Source organism: Micromonospora ferruginea (assembly GCF_013694245.2).
Classification (GTDB): Bacteria; Actinomycetota; Actinomycetes; order Mycobacteriales; family Micromonosporaceae; genus Micromonospora; species Micromonospora robiginosa.
This window is the reverse complement of record NZ_CP059322.2, coordinates 3,486,829-3,502,243: the sequence shown is the minus strand read 5'-3', so window position 1 is coordinate 3,502,243 and position 15,415 is coordinate 3,486,829. Positions and strand designations below refer to the sequence as shown.

Genomic DNA, 15,415 nt, shown 5'->3' with positions numbered 1-15,415 from the left:
CCTGTCAAGGGGGCTAGGGTGCAACCACCGCCACCGGGAAGACGAGGACGCGATGGCCGAGCAGGCAGACGTGCTGCGCCGCACGCCCCTGAGCAGGGATCGGATCCTGCGCGCCGCCGTCGCGCTCGCCGACGCGACCGGGATCGAGTCGCTCAGCATGCGCAACCTCGCCCAGGACCTGGGCGTCGTGCCGATGGCCCTCTACAAGCACGTGGCCAACAAGGACGAACTGCTCGACGGCATGATCGACGTGGTCGTCGGCGAGATCGACCCACCGGTGCCCGACGCCGACTGGAAGCGGACGGTCCGGCTGCGCGTCCTCGCCGCGCGGCGGGCGCTGAGCCGCCACCCGTGGGCGGCGCTGGCGATCGAGTCGCGCAACACGGCGACGCCGGGCGTCCTCGCCTACCTCGACTCGACGGTCGGCGTGTTCCGGGCCGGCGGGTTCTCCACCGACCTGACCCACCACGTCATGCACGCGATGGGCAGCCGGATCCTCGGCTTCAGCCAGGAGCTGTTCGACGCCGCCCGCCGCGCCGGCCGCTCCGGCGCGACCGGACCCGAACCGGCGGCGGCCTTTCCACCCGAGGCCGCCGCCCGGTTCCCGCACCTCGCCGCGATCGCCGGGGCGGCCTCCCACGACGAGGCGTCGGTGGTGACGCCGGGCTGCGACGACCAGTTCGAGTTCGAGTTCGCCCTCGACCTGCTGCTGGACGGCATCGAACGCCTGCACCGGCAGGACTGGACGTCGACGGGCCGCGCGAGCTGAGCGGCGGCGGTCAGCTCATGTCCACCGCGTAGGCCTCCTCACGGACGTCGGCGTCCGGGTGCCGGCGCAGCCCGACGAGCAGGTCCCGCCACGGTTCCGTCCACCCGAACGTCGACCCGTGTCGCACCAGCGCCACCGCGAACAGCCCTCCGGCCAGGTCGCCGCGCCCGGCCAGCCGGGCCACCGTGCCGGTGAGCGCCACCGGGTCGGGCCACTCGCGGAGACCGCGCAGCCGGGCGCCGACGCGTTCGGCGGCCCGCGTCGCGAGCACCGGCCGGCCCGCGCAGAGCCCGGCAACCTCGTCCAGGTTGTCCAGTCGGCCCAGGTCGACCAGCAGCCCGGTGGCCGCGCCGGCGAAGCCCGGCCGGTCGGCGAGCCGGCGCGCCGCGTCGACGAGCGCGCCCCGGTCGTCGCCGGCCGGCCGCGACGCCGACCAGGCGGCCACCCGGCGGGCGAGAAAATCGATCCGTCGCCGGGCCGGCCGGTCGGCGGCCGGTCCGCCCGGGCGGTCGTCGTCGGCGTCCCGGGCGACCAGCCGGGCCAGCGCGACGCCGAACGCCGCGTCGCCGCCGGCGCGCAGCAGGTGGGGTACGGCGATGTCGGCCAGCGTCTGGTCGAGGTCGGTGAGCCGCTCCACGACCAGGTCGGAGACGTCGTCCAGCCACGGCGCCCAGTCCCCGAGCCGACCGAGCGCGGTGCGTCGGATCTCCGGGTCGTCGGCGCGGCAGGCCCGCACGACGAGCGCGCCGTAGCGCCGACGGTGCCGCTCCGGGATCCAGTACGGGTGGGCGCCCAGGACCGCGCGCCGCTCCTCCCGGCTGCCGTCGAGCGCCGCGTGCACGATCGTCCAGCTCTCCTCCGCCCACAACCGTTGCCGCGCGGCCGAGACGATCGCCGCGCGCAGGTCCCGGTGCGCGCCCGGATCCGCGTACGCCCGGCGCAGCGTCGCCATCGCCGACGGCGGCCCGTAGCGGGCCAGTAGCCGGGCGGCCTCCTTGCGGCTGGTGACCTTCGCGGTGTCGCGGCGCAGCACCGCGCCGAGCGCGTCGGCAAGCGTGGACGGCGGTACGTGCCGGGCGGCGCGTCCCGCCGCGTAGAGGGCAACCCGCGCCCGGTCGCCGTCGGCGTGGCTCAGCAGCACCGGCAGCGCCTCGTCCGGCCGGTCGGTCCGGGCCAGGGCGGCCAGCGCGGTCTCGACGATCGGCACCTCGGACGCGTCGAGTTGCCGCCGCACCATCTCGCGCCCCGCGACGCCCAGGCCGGCGACGGCCCGGATCGCCGCCGCCTGCCGCCACACCTCGTGGCCGGCGTCGGCGACGGCCGACTCCTGCAACGCCACGAACCGGGCCTGCTGGCGGGGCAGCCAGTGGTCGCCGCCGGGCGCCCAGGGCGGCACCCACCGCGTCCCGGCCTCGACGAACCGGCCGCGTGGCGCGCGGTCCAGCGCCCGGTCGAGCAGGTCGGTGCGGGAGGTGCCGAGGACGTGCCACACCTGGTGCAGCGTCACCGCCGACGCGTCGACGTCGAGCACCTCGACCACCCGCTCGCCCCGGGTACGCGGATCGTCCAGCCACAACGCGACCGCCGTGCGGGCCACCGAGGGCAGCGTGTCCGGGCCGATCGCCCGCCGCAGCAGCTCCTGGAGCACGGGCACCCGACGGGCCCGCGGGCCGAGCGCGACCGTCAGCGCGAACAGCGGGCCGTACCGGCCGCGGGCCATGCCGGCCTCGACCCAGCCGCGCAGCCGCTCGACCACCACGGTCTCCTGCCCGCGGCGCAGCACCCGGTCGAAGCGGCGCAGCACCGGCACGGTCGTGCCGCTGCTCACCAGGTCGATCGTCAACAGGGCCCACTCCCGCAGCGGCGCCACGCCGACGTGGTGCGCCAGGACGTCGGCGGCGAGCCCGCTCAACGCCGTGGTGGTGGCGGCGGACGCGTCCCGCGCGTCGACCGCGTCGGTGGTCAGCCGGGTCAGCCCGGCCGCCGTGTCGGCGGTGAGCAGCGGCGTCACCCGGGCCAGCGCGGTGAGCGCGGACGCGCGTACCGGATCCTGCTCGTTGCGCAGCCGGCCGAGCCGGACCACCACCTCGGCCACCACCCGGGGGTCGCGGGAGCGGCGCGCGGCGGCCACCAGCAGCGACCACGCCTGTGCCCGTTCGTCCGCGTCGCCGGAGCGCACCCCGACCTCCAGCGCCGCGGACGCGTCCGGCCAGGCCAGGTACGCGCTCCACGCGCGCACCGCGGCCTCCCGCTCGCGGACGCGCGGCAGGGCCAGCACCCGGGTCGCCTCCCGGATCCGCACCGGCGCGGGCAGCACCGCCATCACCTCGACGGCCGGCGTCGTCAGCGTCGCGTCGACGTCGGCCAGGGCCACGTCGTACAGCTCCCCACGGCGGGCCGGCGCGACGGCGTCGAGCAGCGCCGCCAGGTGCCGGCCGTGGTCCCGGAGCCGGGCGGCGAGCGGCGCCAGCTCGCCGGTGGGCAGCGCGGCGAGGCGGCGCAGCAGCGCCGGCGCCAGCCCGGTCCGGGCCAGCCAGGCCGCCCGTCCCGGCGCGGTGAGCAGTCGTACGACCCGACGCGCGTCGTGGACCGCGAGCCGCCCGTACGCGACCGGCCGACCGGGGAGCGTCTCCTCGGGCGCGTACCGTTCGAGCAGGTCCAGCGCCTGCGCCGGGTCGCAGCGCAGCACCGCGTCGGCGACCTCGCCCCAGATCCGGGCGCGCCGCTCGGGCGGGGCCGCGGCCAGCCGCTCGCGGGTGCTGGCCAGCACCGTCTCCGGGTGCCACCGGACCAGCCGTTCCGGGTCGAGCGCGTGCTCCAGGTCGGGCAGCGACGCGCGTACCGTGTCGGCGCCGCAGGCGGGCAGCAGCGCGGCGGCCTCGTCGTCGCCGAACCGGTCGCGTACCTCGGTGATCAGCGCGTCGGCGACGGCCGGCGTGTGCCGGCGGCGCAGGACGCGGTAGATCCGCCGCCGGTCGGCCGCCGGCCGGTCGGCGAGGTCGCCGGGCGGCCGGCCGAGCCGGAGCGCGGCGGCGAGCGCGGTGGTGCGCAGCGCCGGGTGCGGGTCGCGGGTCGCGGCGGCCACCGCGTCGTCGTCCCGGACCACCATGGCGGCCACCAGCGCGAGGTGGCGCTCGTAGGCGCCCTGGTCGCGCAGGTCGGCGCAGACCCGGGCGCGGTCGGGCGCGGTGCGCGCCCAGTCGGCGAGGCGGCGCATCCGGGCCGGGTGGGGAGGGGATCGAGCGACGCCAGCAGGGCGTGGGTGGGGGCGAGCACGGCGCCCATTGTGCCGGCCGGCCCGCCCGGCCAGGACGGATTATCCGCCGCGCATTACTGGGAATTCCTATGGAAATTGTGGATTTTCAGCGAGTTGCCAGGTTCGCGGGATTGACATCATTTTGGTGGTCAGGGATATTCCTAGCGCGCGTCGGGGCGCGGGCGGAGCAGGCGGAGTTCGCGGATTCCTCCTGCCCGACGTGCGCGAAACTGTCGGCGTTGCCCCTGCTCAGCAGGGTGCGGTTAGGGCTTCCACGATGATTGATCGCGCGGTCGAATTTGCCAAGCACCACTCGCCGAATTCCCTCCGCGTGGCGGCCCGGCGGGCGCAGATGGAAGCGCGCAACGCCCGAATGCGGCTGACCGTGCCGGTGGTCGCCAAGAACGAATTCGACAATGTCTTCCACTGCACCGTCCGCAAGACGGGCAGCCAGTGGATCAAGGCGTTGTTCAGCGACCCGGCCGTCTACCGGCACTCCGGTCTGCTGCCCTACGACCCGCGCTTCTACGCCGGCGGCGTGACCGCGCCCGTCCCGGCCGGCCGCACCGGCCTGGCGATCTTCCTGTCCCACAAGCGCTTCGAGGCCGTGCCCAAGGCGGGCACCTACCGCGCGTTCTTCGTGATCCGCGACCCGCGTGACGTGGTGGTGTCGAGCTACTTCTCGCTGCGGAACTCGCACGCCCCGATGGGTGACATCCCGCAGGCGCGCAAGGTGCTGCAGGAGCGGCCGAAGAAGGAGGGCATGCTCCACGTCATCGAGCGCCTGCGCGACAAGAAGCAGTTCGGGCAGATGCGGTCGTGGGCGGTCGCCCCGCCCGCGGAGACGTTCCGCCTGTTCCGCTACGAGGACCTCACCGGCGAGGGGCAGGCCGAGGAGATCGACCGGCTGCTGCGGCACTGCGGGATCACGCTGCCGCCGGCCGAGCTGGCGGCCCTGCTCGCCCGCTACAGCTTCACCAACATGAAGAAGGGCAAGGAGGCGCCGGGCCGGGTCTCGCACTACCGCAAGGGCGCGGCCGGCGACTGGCGCAACCACTTCGACGACGAGATCTACGCCGCCTACACCCGGGCGGCCGGCGACCTGGCCGAGGTGCTGGGCTACCCGTCCCGCGACGACGCGGTCGGGGCGCACGACGGACAGGAACCCGCCGCCCGGTAGGGCGGCCGTATCCTCTCGGCGTGGAACTGCGGTTCAGCACGCGCGCGTCCGACTCGCCCTGGGTCGACACGGTGTGGACCTGCGCGAGCGACCGGGTCACCGAGATGACCTCGGTGGCGACGCCCTGCTGGGGCCTGGTGTTCTGGCAGCGCGACGGGCGGCCCTACGCGAGCGTCTCCGGACCCGAGACCGGCGCGGCCGTCGCGCCGGTGCCCGAGGGCGCGACCTTCGTCGGCATCGAGTTCGCGGTGGGCACGTCGCTGCGGATGCTGCCCACGCCGGCCCTGGTCGACCGTGGCGCCGACCTGCCCGACGCCACCACGCGGACGTTCCGGCTCGCCGGCGACCGGTGGGAGACACCCGGCCCGGACGACGCCGAGGCCCTCGTCGACCGACTCGTCCGGGCCGGGACCGTGGTCCGCGACCCGCTGGTCACCGACCTCCGCCGGGGCCACCGCCCGCACGCGGCGGCCCGCACCGTCCAGCGCCGGTTCCGCACCACGACCGGGCTCACCCAGGGCGCCGTGCGGCAGATCGAACGCGTACGCGAGGCCGCCGCGCTGCTGGCCGCCGGTGACCCGGTCGCCGACGTGGTCGCCCGGCTCGCGTACGTCGACGAGCCGCACCTGGCCCGCGCGCTGCGCCGGTACGTCGGACGCACGGCCGGACAACTGCGCGCGGGCGCGCACGGGGCGATCGCCCTGGACCTGGGTCAGCGGACCACGTCGTAGATCACCTTCAGCACCCCGTTGGGATAGGACTCGGACTCGCGCAGCCGCAGCGACTGCTTGTCCCGGTCCGCGGCGCTGAACAGGCTCTTCCCCGCGCCCAGCAGCACCGGGAAGACGAGCAGGTGGTAGCGGTCGATCAGGCCGGCGTCCGACAGCCGCCGGGCGAGTTCCGCGCTGCCGTGCACGAAGATCGCGCCACCCTCGCCCCGCTTGAGCGCGGCCACGTCGTCGGTCGAGCGCAGCACCGTCGTCGGGCCCCAGCCGTCCACGAGGTCGTCCTCGGCCAGGCCGGTCGAGACCACGTACTTCGGCAGCTCCCGATAGGCGGCATGGTCGTCGGAGTCCCGCCAGGCCGGCGCGAACGCCTGGTAGCTGCGCCGGCCGAACAGCAACGCCGACGTCTCCGCCAGTTCCTCGCCCTTGAGCGAGAACGCCTCCGGGAGGAACTCGATGTCCTTGACCACCCAGCCGCCGCTGCGGTGCTCCTCGCCCGGCCCGCCACCGGGGGAGTCGACCACGCCGTCGAGCGACATGAAACCCGTGTACACAAGATCACGCATGAGGGCCATGCTAGGAACTGGCCCGACCGCTGTCTTGTACGGAAACGACACCTCGTGTGCCAGGATCCCGACGTGACGCGTGACGGTCCACCCGCCGGGAGGTCCACCCGGTTCGGCGGATTCTGGGCGCTGGGCGGCGGGGCGGTCGTCATCGTGGTGGCGCTGCTGATCCTGCGCCCGATCGTCGACAGTCGGGAGTGTCCCAACCACGGCGGGAACGGAAACGCGAGTTCCTTCGGCGACGCACGCCTGGACCTCGTGTTCGTGCTGCTGCTTCTCGGCTGGCTGGCCGCGGTCGTGGTGGAGCAGGCCCTGCCGGTGGCCTGGCGTCACCGGCAACCGGTGGAGATCACGCTGCGGGCGGCGGCAGCCGTGCTGCTGGCGCTCACGGCGTCCTGCTGCCTCGCGGTCGAGGTGCTCGTCACCTGTCACTGATCGCCGGCCGGTTCACGGCAGCGGGACCACGTAGGAGTCGACGCGGGCGATCAACCCGTCGCGGAACGTGAACAGGTCGTTGAAGGCGAAGCGGAACGGCCCGTGCGCGACGCTGGTCCCGCCGCCCTCGCCGGTGACCACCACCACCGGGCCGGCCTCGTGCACCCGCTCGACGTCGAGCCGGGGGCTGCCGGAGAAGTCGGGGTTCTCGATCTCGCCGTCGAACTCGGCCCGGCCCCGGGTGGTCCGGTGGCCGTGGATCACCCACTCGACGTCCTCGGTCAGGGTGGCCAGGATGCGCGGGTGGTCGCCGGTCCGGAAGCCGGCGAAGTATTCGTCGACCAGGTCACGCTGGGTCGCTCGGGGCATGGCTGTCTCCTTCGTGGTCGAGGTGGTCGGCCAGGGCGTCGAGGATCGAGGCGAGGCCGCCGGCCGCCCTGGCGGTCCGGAGCGCGGGCGGAAGTCGTCGCTGGTGGACGGTCAGGTCCGTGCCGTCGGCGGTGGGGCGCAGTGTCACGGTCGTGCGCACGCCGGTGACCGGCTCGTCGAACACCAGCTCGCGGGGTGGGTCGACGTGGACGTAGACGAAGCGCAGCCGGCGGGTCGCGCCGTCCGGCGCACGGGTGTCGAGCGCGAACTCGCCGCCGGCGCGCAGGTCGACGGTCACCGACCCGGGCGGCACGGTCGCGTGCGAGCCGCCCCAGAACGCGGCGACCCCCGCCGGTGTGGTGAAGGCGGCCCAGACCCGCGCGGGCGTGGCGGGCAGGTGGCGTCGGGCGACCAGTTCGTCGCCGTGCAGCTCGGCGCGGGCGCTCACCGGGCCGGGTCCTCGTCGGTAAGGTGCTCATCGAGCGCGTCGAGCCGGTCGTGCCAGGCCCGGCGTTGCTCGTCGATCCAGGTGCCGAGCAGCGCGAGCTGGTCGGCCCGGAGCCGGCAGGGTCGGCGGGTGCCCTCGCGGCGCTGCTCGACCAGCCCGCAGCGCCGCAGCACGCCGACGTGATGGGAGATCGCCTGCGGGGTGAGGTCGAACGGCTCGGCCAGCTCGCCGACGGTGGCCTCGCCCCGGGCGAGGCGGGTCACCAGGGCGCGGCGGACCGGGTCGCCGAGCGCGGCGAAGGCGAGGTCGAGATCGGGCATGACGCCATCTTAATGAAAGCGCACCTTTGCACAAGCAGTTGTTTGCAGATGCGGATCACCGGACGGAGATCGACGTGAACGGACCGACCCGACGCCACCGCAGGCTGCTGGGCCTGCCGTTGCTCACCACCGCGCTGCTGGCCGGCGCGTGCACCCACGGCGGGACCGACCAGGGCCAGGGCGCGACCGCCACGCCGGGCGCGGCGTCCACGAGCGCCGGCACGCCGTCGGCGTCACCGTCGACCGGCGGGCCGGTGACCATCCCGAAGTCCGCCTTCGTCGACCTGCCCGCCGAGCTGCGCAAGAGCGCCCCGCAGTCGATGCAGGTCGCCGACGCCCTGCCGAAGCTGTGCGCCGAGGAGTTCGCCACCGGCGGACGGTCCACCGCCGCCGCCGCGATGGCCAGCATCTACAAGACGCCGAAGGACCCGCCGGAGAACGTCCCCTTCGGCACGCTCCACCAGACCGTCTTCGCGTTCGCCGGCGCCGGCGCCGGGGACTACCTGCGCCGGGTCCGCGCCGCGCTGGAGCCCTGCCGCTCCTTCTCCGACGCGGGCAACACGGTCACCGTCCGCTCGCAGCCGCTCGCCGGCACCGGCGACGACGCCCTGCTGGTCACCCTGACCCGACCGGCGACCGGCCTGGACGGCACCCCGGTCGGCGGCAAGGCCACCAGCCAGATCACCGTGGTCAAGGTGGCCGGCGCGGTCACCGTCGTGCACGACCAGGGCTGGGAGGGCACCAGCAACAACCCCGACCTCGCCGACGACTTCGCCCGGGCCGCCGTCCGCGGCCTCGACTCCTGGCAGCGGTGAGCCGGGCACCGGGACTCAGGACACCGCCGCGCGCACCAGCTCCGCGAGCTTCTTCTCCACCTCGGGACTCCACCGCAGCAGCGCGTACGACGCCGCCCACATGTCGCCGTCGTCGAGGTTGGCCGCGTCCTGGAAACCCACAGTCGAGTAGCGGTAGTTGAACTTCCCCGAGTCCTGGAAGAAGACCACGATCTTGCCGGCCGCGTTCGCGTAGGCGGGCATGCCGTACCACGTCTTCGGCGACAGCTCCGGCGCGTTGCCGGTGATCGTGACGTGTACGCGCTCGGCCAGCTCGCGGTCGTCCGGCGCCATCTGCGCGATCCGGTCCAGGACCGCCTGGAGGTCGTCGGCCTTCTTCGCGCCCTTCTTCCCCTCGTTGCGCAGCTCGGCCGCGCGCTCCTTCATCGCGGCGCGTTCCTCGGCGCTGAAGCCCTCGCTCATCTCGGTTCCCCCTCGTCACCGGCGGCCGGCGTGGTGCCGCCCGCTCAGGATGAACGCTATGGCCGGACCAGCGCCGACCGCTTCTCGATTCCTGACCAGGTCGCCGTCGTCGGCGGGTCACCCCCTCGCCGGGCGATGAGTTTGGCATGCTGCGGCGGTCTACCCGCCGACATCACCTGACGTGAAGGAGCACCGCGATGGCGAAGGTCATCTCCACGCTGTTCATCTCGGCCGACGGCGTCGCCGAGATCGACCCGGACTGGCACTTCCCCTACTTCGACGACAACATGGGCCGCGCGGTGACCGAGGACTACGACGCCGCCGACGTGCTGCTGATCGGCCGGGAGACGTACGACAGCTTCGCCGGCGCGTGGCCCGACCGGGAGGCCGCCGGTGGTGAGGACGCGCCGTTCGCCAAGCAGCTCGGCGACATGCGCAAGGTCGTCGCGTCGCGGCGGTCGCCGGAGTTCACCTGGCGCAACTCCGAGCTGATCCAGGGCGACCTCGTCGATGCGGTCGCGGCCCTCAGGGCCGACCCGGGCGTCAAGGGCATCCTCATCCCCGGGTCGATCTCGGTGGTGCAGCAGTTGCTCGCCGCCGGCCTCGTCGACGAGCTGCGGTTGCTGGTGCACCCGGTGGCCGCGCGCAAGGGCCGCAAGCTGTTCGACGAGGGTGACGCGCCGTACCACCTGCGGGTCGCCGCGACGGAGGCGTACCCGACCGGCGTGATCCGGGTGATCTACACGCCGGCCGAGGCACCGGGCGCGGTCGGCTACGACGACGTCAAGGACCAGGTGCCGGCCGGAAACTGACGGGGGCAACCGCGGGCGCGCGTCCCGTGACAGGATGCGCGGCGTGCCTCGTCGCCCGTTGCTCCTGATCGCCGCGACGGTGTGCGCCGCGCTGCACGCCGCCGGGGTCCTGGTGGCCCACCCGGTGTGGCGGGGCGCGGAGGTGCTGAGCCTGGCGTTGCTTCTCGCGTACGCGCTGGCCGGTGGGCTGCCGTGGCCGCGCTGGCCGGTGCCGGCGGCGCTGGCCGTGCTGCTGGTCGACGCGATCCGCACCATGCCGGCGGCCCCGGGCGGCGAGGGCTCCGGCTGGCGGTTCCTCGACGGGACCGAGCCGATCGACGTCACGGCCGGCGTCGAGGCGAGCCTCAGCGCCGGCGGGGCGATGCTGGTCGCGACCGTTCTCCTGCTGGTCGGGTTCCGGGGTCGCGCCCGGCGCCGACCGGCGGTGCTCGCCGCGCTGGCGGCGTTGCCGGTCGTCGGGTACGCCGTCGTCCGGGTCGTCGACATCCGGCGCGACCTGGTCGCCGAGGACCGCCCGTACCCGAGCGGCCCCGACCTGACGGACGTGACGAGCGCGATGGTTCTCGCGGTGCTGCCGGCGCTCGCCCTCGCGGTGGCCGCGCTCGCCCTCGCCGCGCTGCTGGCCGGGCGGGGCCGGCGGCTCGCCGCGGCCGGCGCGGCGGCACTGGCGCTGGTCGCGCTGCGGCTGATCGACGCGGGCATCGAAGCGGTGCCGCTGTCGTGGTCCGTCGGCGACGGGACGGCGCTGTTCGCCTGGTACGCCATCACGCCTACGACGGCGATGCCGCAGCCGGTGCCGGCGCTCACCGTGGCGGTGGAGCTGACCGCGTACCTGCTGCTCTTCGCGGGGCTCACCGGGGCCGACCGCGCCGAGCCGGCGGTGCCCGCCCCGGTGGCCGGATAGCGCTCAGTCGAGTAGGGCCAGCAGCGCGTGCAGCGCCGGGTTGGTGCTGTCGACCGGCCAGGCCAGCCCGACGTCCACGGTGGGCGTCGGCGCGGTGAACCGGCGCAGCCGTACGCCCGGCAGCCGCAACGCCCGGGCCCGACCCGCCGGCACGGCCGCGACCACGTCGCCCTGCGCCACCGCGCGCAGCAACTGCTCGTCGTCCGGCTCCTGCCGGACCAGCCGGAACCCGCCGCGCGGCCACACCTGGGCGATGGTCCGGTCGAACATGCCCGGCCCGTTCTCCCGGGGCCACATCACCGCCGGCAGGTCGACCACCTCGGCCCGGCCGATCCGGCGCCGGCCGGCGGCGAGCGGATGACCCGCCGGCAGTGCCAGCAGCAGCTCCTCGGTGTCGACCGTGCGGCAGGCCAGCGCCGGCTCGTCCACCGGCGGCCGGACGAACGCCGCGTCCAGCCGGCCGGCGAGCAGCCCGGCCACGTTCGGCGCGGTCCAGGCCGTCTCGGAGACCACCTCGACGCCGGGGTGGGCGGCCCGGAACCGGCCGATCAGCGCGTCCACCCGCCCGCCGCGCGCCGAGCGGGTGTACGCCAGCCGCAGCCGGCCGCCCCGCCCCCGCACCAGGTCCCGGATCCGCGCGGTCGCGGCGTCCACCTCGGCGAGCAGCCGCGCCGCCTCCTCGGCGACCCGAGCCCCGACCTCGGTCAGCGTGCAGCCCCGGCTGGTGCGGTGCACGAGCGGCGCGCCGAGCTGGCGTTCCAGCGCCCGGATCTGCTGACTGAGCGCGGGCTGGGCGATGTGCAGGCGGGCGGCCGCGCGGGTGAAGTGCAGCTCCTCGGCGAGCACCGCGAAGGAGCGCAGCCGGCGCAGGTCCGACCAGGCGCCCGGTGCCTCCACCATGCCGCCATCATAAGCGCCGCTTATCGCCGACTCGCCGATCCGTCTTGGACGGCGCCACCGCCGGGCGGTCACCATCGGCAGCACATCGACGGTACGAGTGGCGGGAGCGGGCCATGACGACAGCGGACGTGGTGGTGGTCGGCGGGGGAGTGATCGGCATGACGACGGCGGTCACCCTCCAGCGGCGCGGCGCGCGGGTCACCGTGCTGACCGCCGACGACCCGGCGGACATCGTGTCCACGGTGGCCGCCGCGGTCTGGTACCCGAGCCACACCGACGCCGACCCGCGGGTGCTGCGCTGGGCCCGGGACACGCACGCCGAGCTGCGTCGCCAGGCCGCGGACGGCGTGCCCGGGGTGGTCGACCGGCCCACCCGGATGTGGCTGCGCCGCCCGTACACCGGGCCGCCGTGGTGGGCCGACGCGTGCGGCGACCTGGTGGCCGAGCCGGCCGACGCGCCCCGGTCGGCGCTGCTGCGGTTCACCGCGCCGACCGTGGAGATGAACCGCTACCTGACCTGGCTGCACCGGCAGGTGGAGGCCGGTGGCGGGCAGGTCGTCCGCCGCCGGCTGCGCACGCTCGCCGAGGCGTACGCGATCGCGCCGACCGTGGTCAACGCCACCGGCCTGGCCGCCGGCCACCTGGCCGCGGACCCGGCCGTGTACCCGGCGCGCGGGCACGTCCTGCTGGTGGCGAACCCCGGCCTCACCGTGTCGGTGCGCGACGAGGACGACCCGGCCGGCATCACCTACGTGCACCCGCGCCGCCACGACGTGGTGCTCGGCGGCACCTACCAGCCGGGCGTGGCGCACACCCGCCCCGACCCGCAGACGGCGGCGGCGATCCACCGCCGGTGCGTCGCCCTGGTGCCACGGTTGGCCGGCGCGCCGGTGCTGGGGGAGCGGATCGGGCTGCGGCCGGCCCGGCACGGCGGGCCCCGGGTCGAGAGGGACCCCGGCGGCGGGCGACTGGTGCACGCCTACGGCCACGGCGGGGCAGGGGTGACGCTGTCCTGGGGCTGCGCGGCCGAGGTCGCGAATCTGGCCCTGGCCGGCTAACACCTCGGCGGCGGCTGCCGGGGCGCAGGGCGCGACTCGCGAGCCGTCCAAGCGACGAACCGCTGGAGCGGAGCTGGCCTCCGGCCGACGGGCCTCCGCAGTGCCTTTCGACCTGATGGCACAGACGACTCACCCCGGGGCCGGCGCCTACAGTCGGGCAATGGGCATCGACGATCGCGTGCGGGCCGTCTATCCCGGCAGCTTCGACCCGGTCACGCCCGGGCACCTGGACGTGGTGGACCGGGCACGCGCCCTGTTCGACGAGGTGGTCGTGCTCGTCGCGGTGAACGGCGACAAGCAGCCGGACGCCGACGAGGAGAAGCGGGCGACCGCCGTCCGTGCCGTCCTGCCGGCCGGCTGGACCACCGTCACGGTCACGGCCTGGCGTGGGCTCACCGCCGACTACTGCCGTCGCCATGACGTCGCGGTGATCGTCCGGGGCGTGCGGAACACCACCGACCTCCAGGCCGAACACCGGCTCGCCGCGATGAACCAGTCGCTGGGCGTCGCCACGGTGTTCCTGCCCACGCGGCCCGAACTGGCCGTCGTGTCGTCGACGGTGGCGCGCGCGTCGGGTGGATGACCGCCGGGCCTCTCGCGCTCACGAAACCGGTGGACGGCCGGGCACGATGATCGGATGCTGTGACGATGGAGCCGACGGAGAGCGCGCTGATCGTCGCCGTCCCCGAGACCGAACCGGCCGTGAGGCGCCTCCGGTCCGAGCTGGACACCGCCGCCGGTTGGGGAGTGCCCGCGCACCTGACCGTGCTCTACCCGTTCCTGCCCCCGGAGCGGATCGACGACCGTGTGCTCACCACCCTGGGTGAGATCTTTGCCGCCGCACCGCGGTTCGACGTCACCTTCGCCGAGGTGAAGTGGTTCGGCGACACCGTTCTCTGGCTCTCGCCGCAGCCGGACGACGGGTTCCGCCTCCTCACCGAGGCGGTGTGGCGGCGGTTTCCCGAGGCTCCGCCGTACGCGGGCGCCCATGCCGACGTCGTACCCCACCTGACCGTCGGCCATGACGCGCCGAAGCACGTCCTGGCCCGAGCCGCCGAGGACGTCGCCGGCCATCTGCCGATCCGCGCCGCGGTCGACGCGGTCCGGCTCATCGTCGGTGCGCCGGAGCCCCACTCCTGGCACACCCTGAGCGAGTTTCGCCTCGGAGTCGAAGGCACGCCTGAGCACTGAGCGGGCGCTCAGCGTCCGATCGCGTTGTGCGCCGCGACCAGGGCCGGGAGTTCGTCAAGCGAGCCGATGCGGAACAGGCACCGCTCGGCCACGGCCGGCATGTCGAGGATGTGTCCCCACGGGCCGCGCCGGATCAGGCACGCGGCCATGCCGGCCGTCATGGCCGCATGGGCGTCGTTGTCCGGTCGGTCGCCCACGTAGAGGATCGTGGCCGGATCACCGCCGCCCGCCTGGACGACCCGGTCGAAGAAGCCCGGCGCCGGCTTCGCCACGCCCCACCCGTGCGACGTGCCGATCACGTCGACCGGCAGGTCGAGGGCGCGCAGGCTCGCCTCGGCGTGCGCCGGCTGGTTGCCGGCCAGGCCGACGAGCAGGCCCTGCTCCTTCAGGGCGGCCAGGCACGCCCGCGCGTCGGAATGGAGGTCCTCCTCGCCGAACGCCTCCGGCCGTCCGGCGGCCGCCCTGCGCTCCAGCTCGGTCGCGAGGTCGAAGTCGGGCCGGAACGTCCGGAACGCCTCCTGCCAGTCCTGTCCCCGGGCGATCACCGCGCCGAAGACCGCCGAGAACGTGTGCCGGGGCACGCCCAACCAGTCCGCCCAGTCGGCGAACTCGCGGGACTCGTCGAGGATCGTCCCGCCGACGTCGAAGAAGACCGCCTCGATCATGTGAGTTCCTCCCGATCAGGCGACGTCGCGGCGCTTCAGCTTGGCTCGGCTGCCGTCCGGGTGGTGCCAGACCACCCCTTCGTACGCGGCATGGGCCAGCAGCCACTCGCGCAGGCCGTCGTGGTCGCGGGGCACGTCCAGCCGCTCGGCGTCGGCGTGCGCGACCAGCTCGTGTCCCGGTACCCCCTCGGGGTTGCCGTTGACCTTGGGGTCGATCAGCTCGTAGGTGCCGGGCCGCGGCTCGCCCCGGTGCGCGGCCAGGGCCTCGGCGTGGAACGTCGCGAACGACGACTGGGCGACCGGCTCCCAGCCCACGGTCTTGCCGGTGGCCTCGTCGGTCATCACCGGCCGGTAGCCCGGCGGGTGGGTCCTGCCCGGCTTCACCTCGCGCCGCGCCCACCAGTCGCCGTCCTCGTCGAGCAGCAGGCAGGTGCCGTCGTACTTGCGGGTGGCGACGCCCTCGCCGTCGAGCACCCACCGGCACTCGGGGGTGGCCTCGGGCAGGACGCGGCGGCGGTCGTCGGGGTCACGGCGGAACAACGTCGGGATCTTACGCACGTC

Annotated in this window: 19 protein-coding genes; 10 read left to right on the top strand and 9 right to left on the bottom strand. The window is 74.9% G+C overall.

All coding sequences use genetic code 11. The annotated features are described in order from the left end of the window. Nucleotides 1–52 precede the first annotated feature (52 nt). A complete protein-coding gene (locus H1D33_RS14925) occupies nucleotides 53–769 on the top strand; it encodes a TetR/AcrR family transcriptional regulator (RefSeq protein ID WP_181567491.1) in 717 nt (238 codons plus the stop codon). 10 nt (nucleotides 770–779) lie between these two features. Here the strand turns inward: H1D33_RS14925 and H1D33_RS14920 are convergent, their stop codons facing one another. Further along, nucleotides 780–3,986 (bottom strand): hypothetical protein, encoded by a 3,207-nt coding sequence (locus H1D33_RS14920; protein WP_307755192.1) that lies wholly within the window; start codon nucleotides 3,984–3,986, stop codon nucleotides 780–782. 316 nt (nucleotides 3,987–4,302) lie between these two features. On the opposite strand from H1D33_RS14920, the gene H1D33_RS14915 reads away from it, so the two are divergent. Together H1D33_RS14915 and H1D33_RS14910 are read left to right on the top strand one after the other, a co-directional pair. Beyond that, complete coding sequence (locus H1D33_RS14915) at nucleotides 4,303–5,205, top strand: sulfotransferase domain-containing protein (RefSeq protein ID WP_181567493.1); 903 nt, start codon at nucleotides 4,303–4,305, stop codon at nucleotides 5,203–5,205. A gap of 20 nt (nucleotides 5,206–5,225) precedes the next feature. Next, nucleotides 5,226–5,936, top strand: coding sequence for a helix-turn-helix domain-containing protein (locus H1D33_RS14910; protein ID WP_181567494.1), 711 nt, complete (start codon nucleotides 5,226–5,228; stop codon nucleotides 5,934–5,936). Here the strand turns inward: H1D33_RS14910 and H1D33_RS14905 are convergent. Next, nucleotides 5,918–6,496 carry a dihydrofolate reductase family protein gene (locus H1D33_RS14905; RefSeq protein ID WP_181567495.1) on the bottom strand — a complete coding sequence of 193 codons (579 nt, stop codon included), beginning with the start codon at nucleotides 6,494–6,496 and terminating at the stop codon, nucleotides 5,918–5,920. The two genes, H1D33_RS14910 and H1D33_RS14905, sit on opposite strands and share 19 nt — an antisense overlap. A gap of 72 nt (nucleotides 6,497–6,568) precedes the next feature. Here H1D33_RS14905 and H1D33_RS14900 point away from each other — a divergent pair, with 72 nt between their 5' ends. Beyond that, the gene (locus H1D33_RS14900) at nucleotides 6,569–6,931 is read left to right on the top strand and encodes a hypothetical protein (RefSeq protein WP_181567496.1); all 363 of its coding nucleotides are present in this window, start codon (nucleotides 6,569–6,571) and stop codon (nucleotides 6,929–6,931) included. Between the two features lie 12 nt (nucleotides 6,932–6,943). Here H1D33_RS14900 and H1D33_RS14895 read toward each other — a convergent pair whose 3' ends face one another. The 3 genes from H1D33_RS14895 to H1D33_RS14885 are packed head-to-tail and all read right to left on the bottom strand — an operon-like array spanning nucleotide 6,944 to nucleotide 8,068. Then, nucleotides 6,944–7,300, bottom strand: coding sequence for a nuclear transport factor 2 family protein (locus H1D33_RS14895; protein ID WP_181567497.1), 357 nt, complete (start codon nucleotides 7,298–7,300; stop codon nucleotides 6,944–6,946). Further along, nucleotides 7,278–7,748: an SRPBCC family protein gene (locus H1D33_RS14890; RefSeq protein ID WP_181567498.1), complete on the bottom strand. Its 471-nt coding sequence runs from the start codon at nucleotides 7,746–7,748 to the stop codon at nucleotides 7,278–7,280. The genes H1D33_RS14895 and H1D33_RS14890 overlap by 23 nt, the downstream gene beginning before the upstream one ends. Next, nucleotides 7,745–8,068 carry an ArsR/SmtB family transcription factor gene (locus H1D33_RS14885; RefSeq protein WP_181567499.1) on the bottom strand — a complete coding sequence of 108 codons (324 nt, stop codon included), beginning with the start codon at nucleotides 8,066–8,068 and terminating at the stop codon, nucleotides 7,745–7,747. The genes H1D33_RS14890 and H1D33_RS14885 overlap by 4 nt, the downstream gene beginning before the upstream one ends. A gap of 74 nt (nucleotides 8,069–8,142) precedes the next feature. Between H1D33_RS14885 and H1D33_RS14880 the strand changes: the two genes are divergently transcribed. After that, entirely contained in the window at nucleotides 8,143–8,883 is a 741-nt protein-coding gene (locus H1D33_RS14880) for a hypothetical protein (protein WP_246411341.1), read from the top strand. Nucleotides 8,884–8,898: 15 nt separating this feature from the next. Here H1D33_RS14880 and H1D33_RS14875 read toward each other — a convergent pair whose 3' ends face one another. Continuing rightward, nucleotides 8,899–9,324, bottom strand: coding sequence for an iron chaperone (locus H1D33_RS14875; RefSeq protein ID WP_181567500.1), 426 nt, complete (start codon nucleotides 9,322–9,324; stop codon nucleotides 8,899–8,901). A 197-nt stretch (nucleotides 9,325–9,521) separates the two neighbouring features. On the opposite strand from H1D33_RS14875, the gene H1D33_RS14870 reads away from it, so the two are divergent. Together H1D33_RS14870 and H1D33_RS14865 are read left to right on the top strand one after the other, a co-directional pair. Further along, nucleotides 9,522–10,136 (top strand): dihydrofolate reductase family protein, encoded by a 615-nt coding sequence (locus H1D33_RS14870; RefSeq protein WP_181567501.1) that lies wholly within the window; start codon nucleotides 9,522–9,524, stop codon nucleotides 10,134–10,136. Between the two features lie 43 nt (nucleotides 10,137–10,179). Beyond that, nucleotides 10,180–11,040 carry a hypothetical protein gene (locus tag H1D33_RS14865; protein ID WP_181567502.1) on the top strand — a complete coding sequence of 287 codons (861 nt, stop codon included), beginning with the start codon at nucleotides 10,180–10,182 and terminating at the stop codon, nucleotides 11,038–11,040. A 3-nt stretch (nucleotides 11,041–11,043) separates the two neighbouring features. Here the strand turns inward: H1D33_RS14865 and H1D33_RS14860 are convergent, their stop codons facing one another. Next, nucleotides 11,044–11,940: a LysR family transcriptional regulator gene (locus H1D33_RS14860; protein ID WP_246411346.1), complete on the bottom strand. Its 897-nt coding sequence runs from the start codon at nucleotides 11,938–11,940 to the stop codon at nucleotides 11,044–11,046. Here H1D33_RS14860 and H1D33_RS14855 point away from each other — a divergent pair. The 3 genes from H1D33_RS14855 to H1D33_RS14845 all read left to right on the top strand — a co-directional run bounded on the left by H1D33_RS14855 (nucleotide 11,928) and on the right by H1D33_RS14845 (nucleotide 14,189). Beyond that, nucleotides 11,928–12,998, top strand: a complete 1,071-nt coding sequence (locus H1D33_RS14855) for an FAD-dependent oxidoreductase (RefSeq protein ID WP_349255132.1) — start codon at nucleotides 11,928–11,930, stop codon at nucleotides 12,996–12,998. The genes H1D33_RS14860 and H1D33_RS14855 overlap by 13 nt on opposite strands. 160 nt (nucleotides 12,999–13,158) lie before the next feature. Next, nucleotides 13,159–13,581 (top strand): pantetheine-phosphate adenylyltransferase, encoded by a 423-nt coding sequence (gene coaD, locus H1D33_RS14850; RefSeq protein ID WP_181567504.1) that lies wholly within the window; start codon nucleotides 13,159–13,161, stop codon nucleotides 13,579–13,581. A gap of 65 nt (nucleotides 13,582–13,646) precedes the next feature. Then, nucleotides 13,647–14,189: a 2'-5' RNA ligase family protein gene (locus tag H1D33_RS14845; protein ID WP_181567505.1), complete on the top strand. Its 543-nt coding sequence runs from the start codon at nucleotides 13,647–13,649 to the stop codon at nucleotides 14,187–14,189. An 8-nt stretch (nucleotides 14,190–14,197) separates the two neighbouring features. Here H1D33_RS14845 and H1D33_RS14840 read toward each other — a convergent pair whose 3' ends face one another. Together H1D33_RS14840 and H1D33_RS14835 are read right to left on the bottom strand one after the other, a co-directional pair. Then, nucleotides 14,198–14,854, bottom strand: a complete 657-nt coding sequence (locus tag H1D33_RS14840) for an HAD family hydrolase (protein WP_181567506.1) — start codon at nucleotides 14,852–14,854, stop codon at nucleotides 14,198–14,200. A gap of 15 nt (nucleotides 14,855–14,869) precedes the next feature. Then, nucleotides 14,870–15,412 carry a DUF5565 family protein gene (locus tag H1D33_RS14835; protein WP_181567507.1) on the bottom strand — a complete coding sequence of 181 codons (543 nt, stop codon included), beginning with the start codon at nucleotides 15,410–15,412 and terminating at the stop codon, nucleotides 14,870–14,872. Nucleotides 15,413–15,415 lie beyond the last annotated feature (3 nt).

Bases quoted from the DNA above. Each gene is read 5' to 3' on its own strand.
- H1D33_RS14895 (WP_181567497.1), bottom strand. From the start codon at position 7,300: ATGCCCCGAGCGACCCAGCGTGACCTGGTCGACGAATACTTCGCCGGC.
- H1D33_RS14875 (WP_181567500.1), bottom strand. From the start codon at position 9,324: ATGAGCGAGGGCTTCAGCGCCGAGGAACGCGCCGCGATGAAGGAGCGC.
- H1D33_RS14905 (WP_181567495.1), bottom strand. From the start codon at position 6,496: ATGCGTGATCTTGTGTACACGGGTTTCATGTCGCTCGACGGCGTGGTC.
- H1D33_RS14870 (WP_181567501.1), top strand. From the start codon at position 9,522: ATGGCGAAGGTCATCTCCACGCTGTTCATCTCGGCCGACGGCGTCGCC.
- H1D33_RS14845 (WP_181567505.1), top strand. From the start codon at position 13,647: ATGGAGCCGACGGAGAGCGCGCTGATCGTCGCCGTCCCCGAGACCGAA.
- H1D33_RS14885 (WP_181567499.1), bottom strand. From the start codon at position 8,068: ATGCCCGATCTCGACCTCGCCTTCGCCGCGCTCGGCGACCCGGTCCGC.
- H1D33_RS14925 (WP_181567491.1), top strand. From the start codon at position 53: ATGGCCGAGCAGGCAGACGTGCTGCGCCGCACGCCCCTGAGCAGGGAT.
- coaD (WP_181567504.1), top strand. From the start codon at position 13,159: ATGGGCATCGACGATCGCGTGCGGGCCGTCTATCCCGGCAGCTTCGAC.
- H1D33_RS14915 (WP_181567493.1), top strand. From the start codon at position 4,303: ATGATTGATCGCGCGGTCGAATTTGCCAAGCACCACTCGCCGAATTCC.
- H1D33_RS14920 (WP_307755192.1), bottom strand. From the start codon at position 3,986: ATGCGCCGCCTCGCCGACTGGGCGCGCACCGCGCCCGACCGCGCCCGG.
- H1D33_RS14860 (WP_246411346.1), bottom strand. From the start codon at position 11,940: ATGGTGGAGGCACCGGGCGCCTGGTCGGACCTGCGCCGGCTGCGCTCC.
- H1D33_RS14840 (WP_181567506.1), bottom strand. From the start codon at position 14,854: ATGATCGAGGCGGTCTTCTTCGACGTCGGCGGGACGATCCTCGACGAG.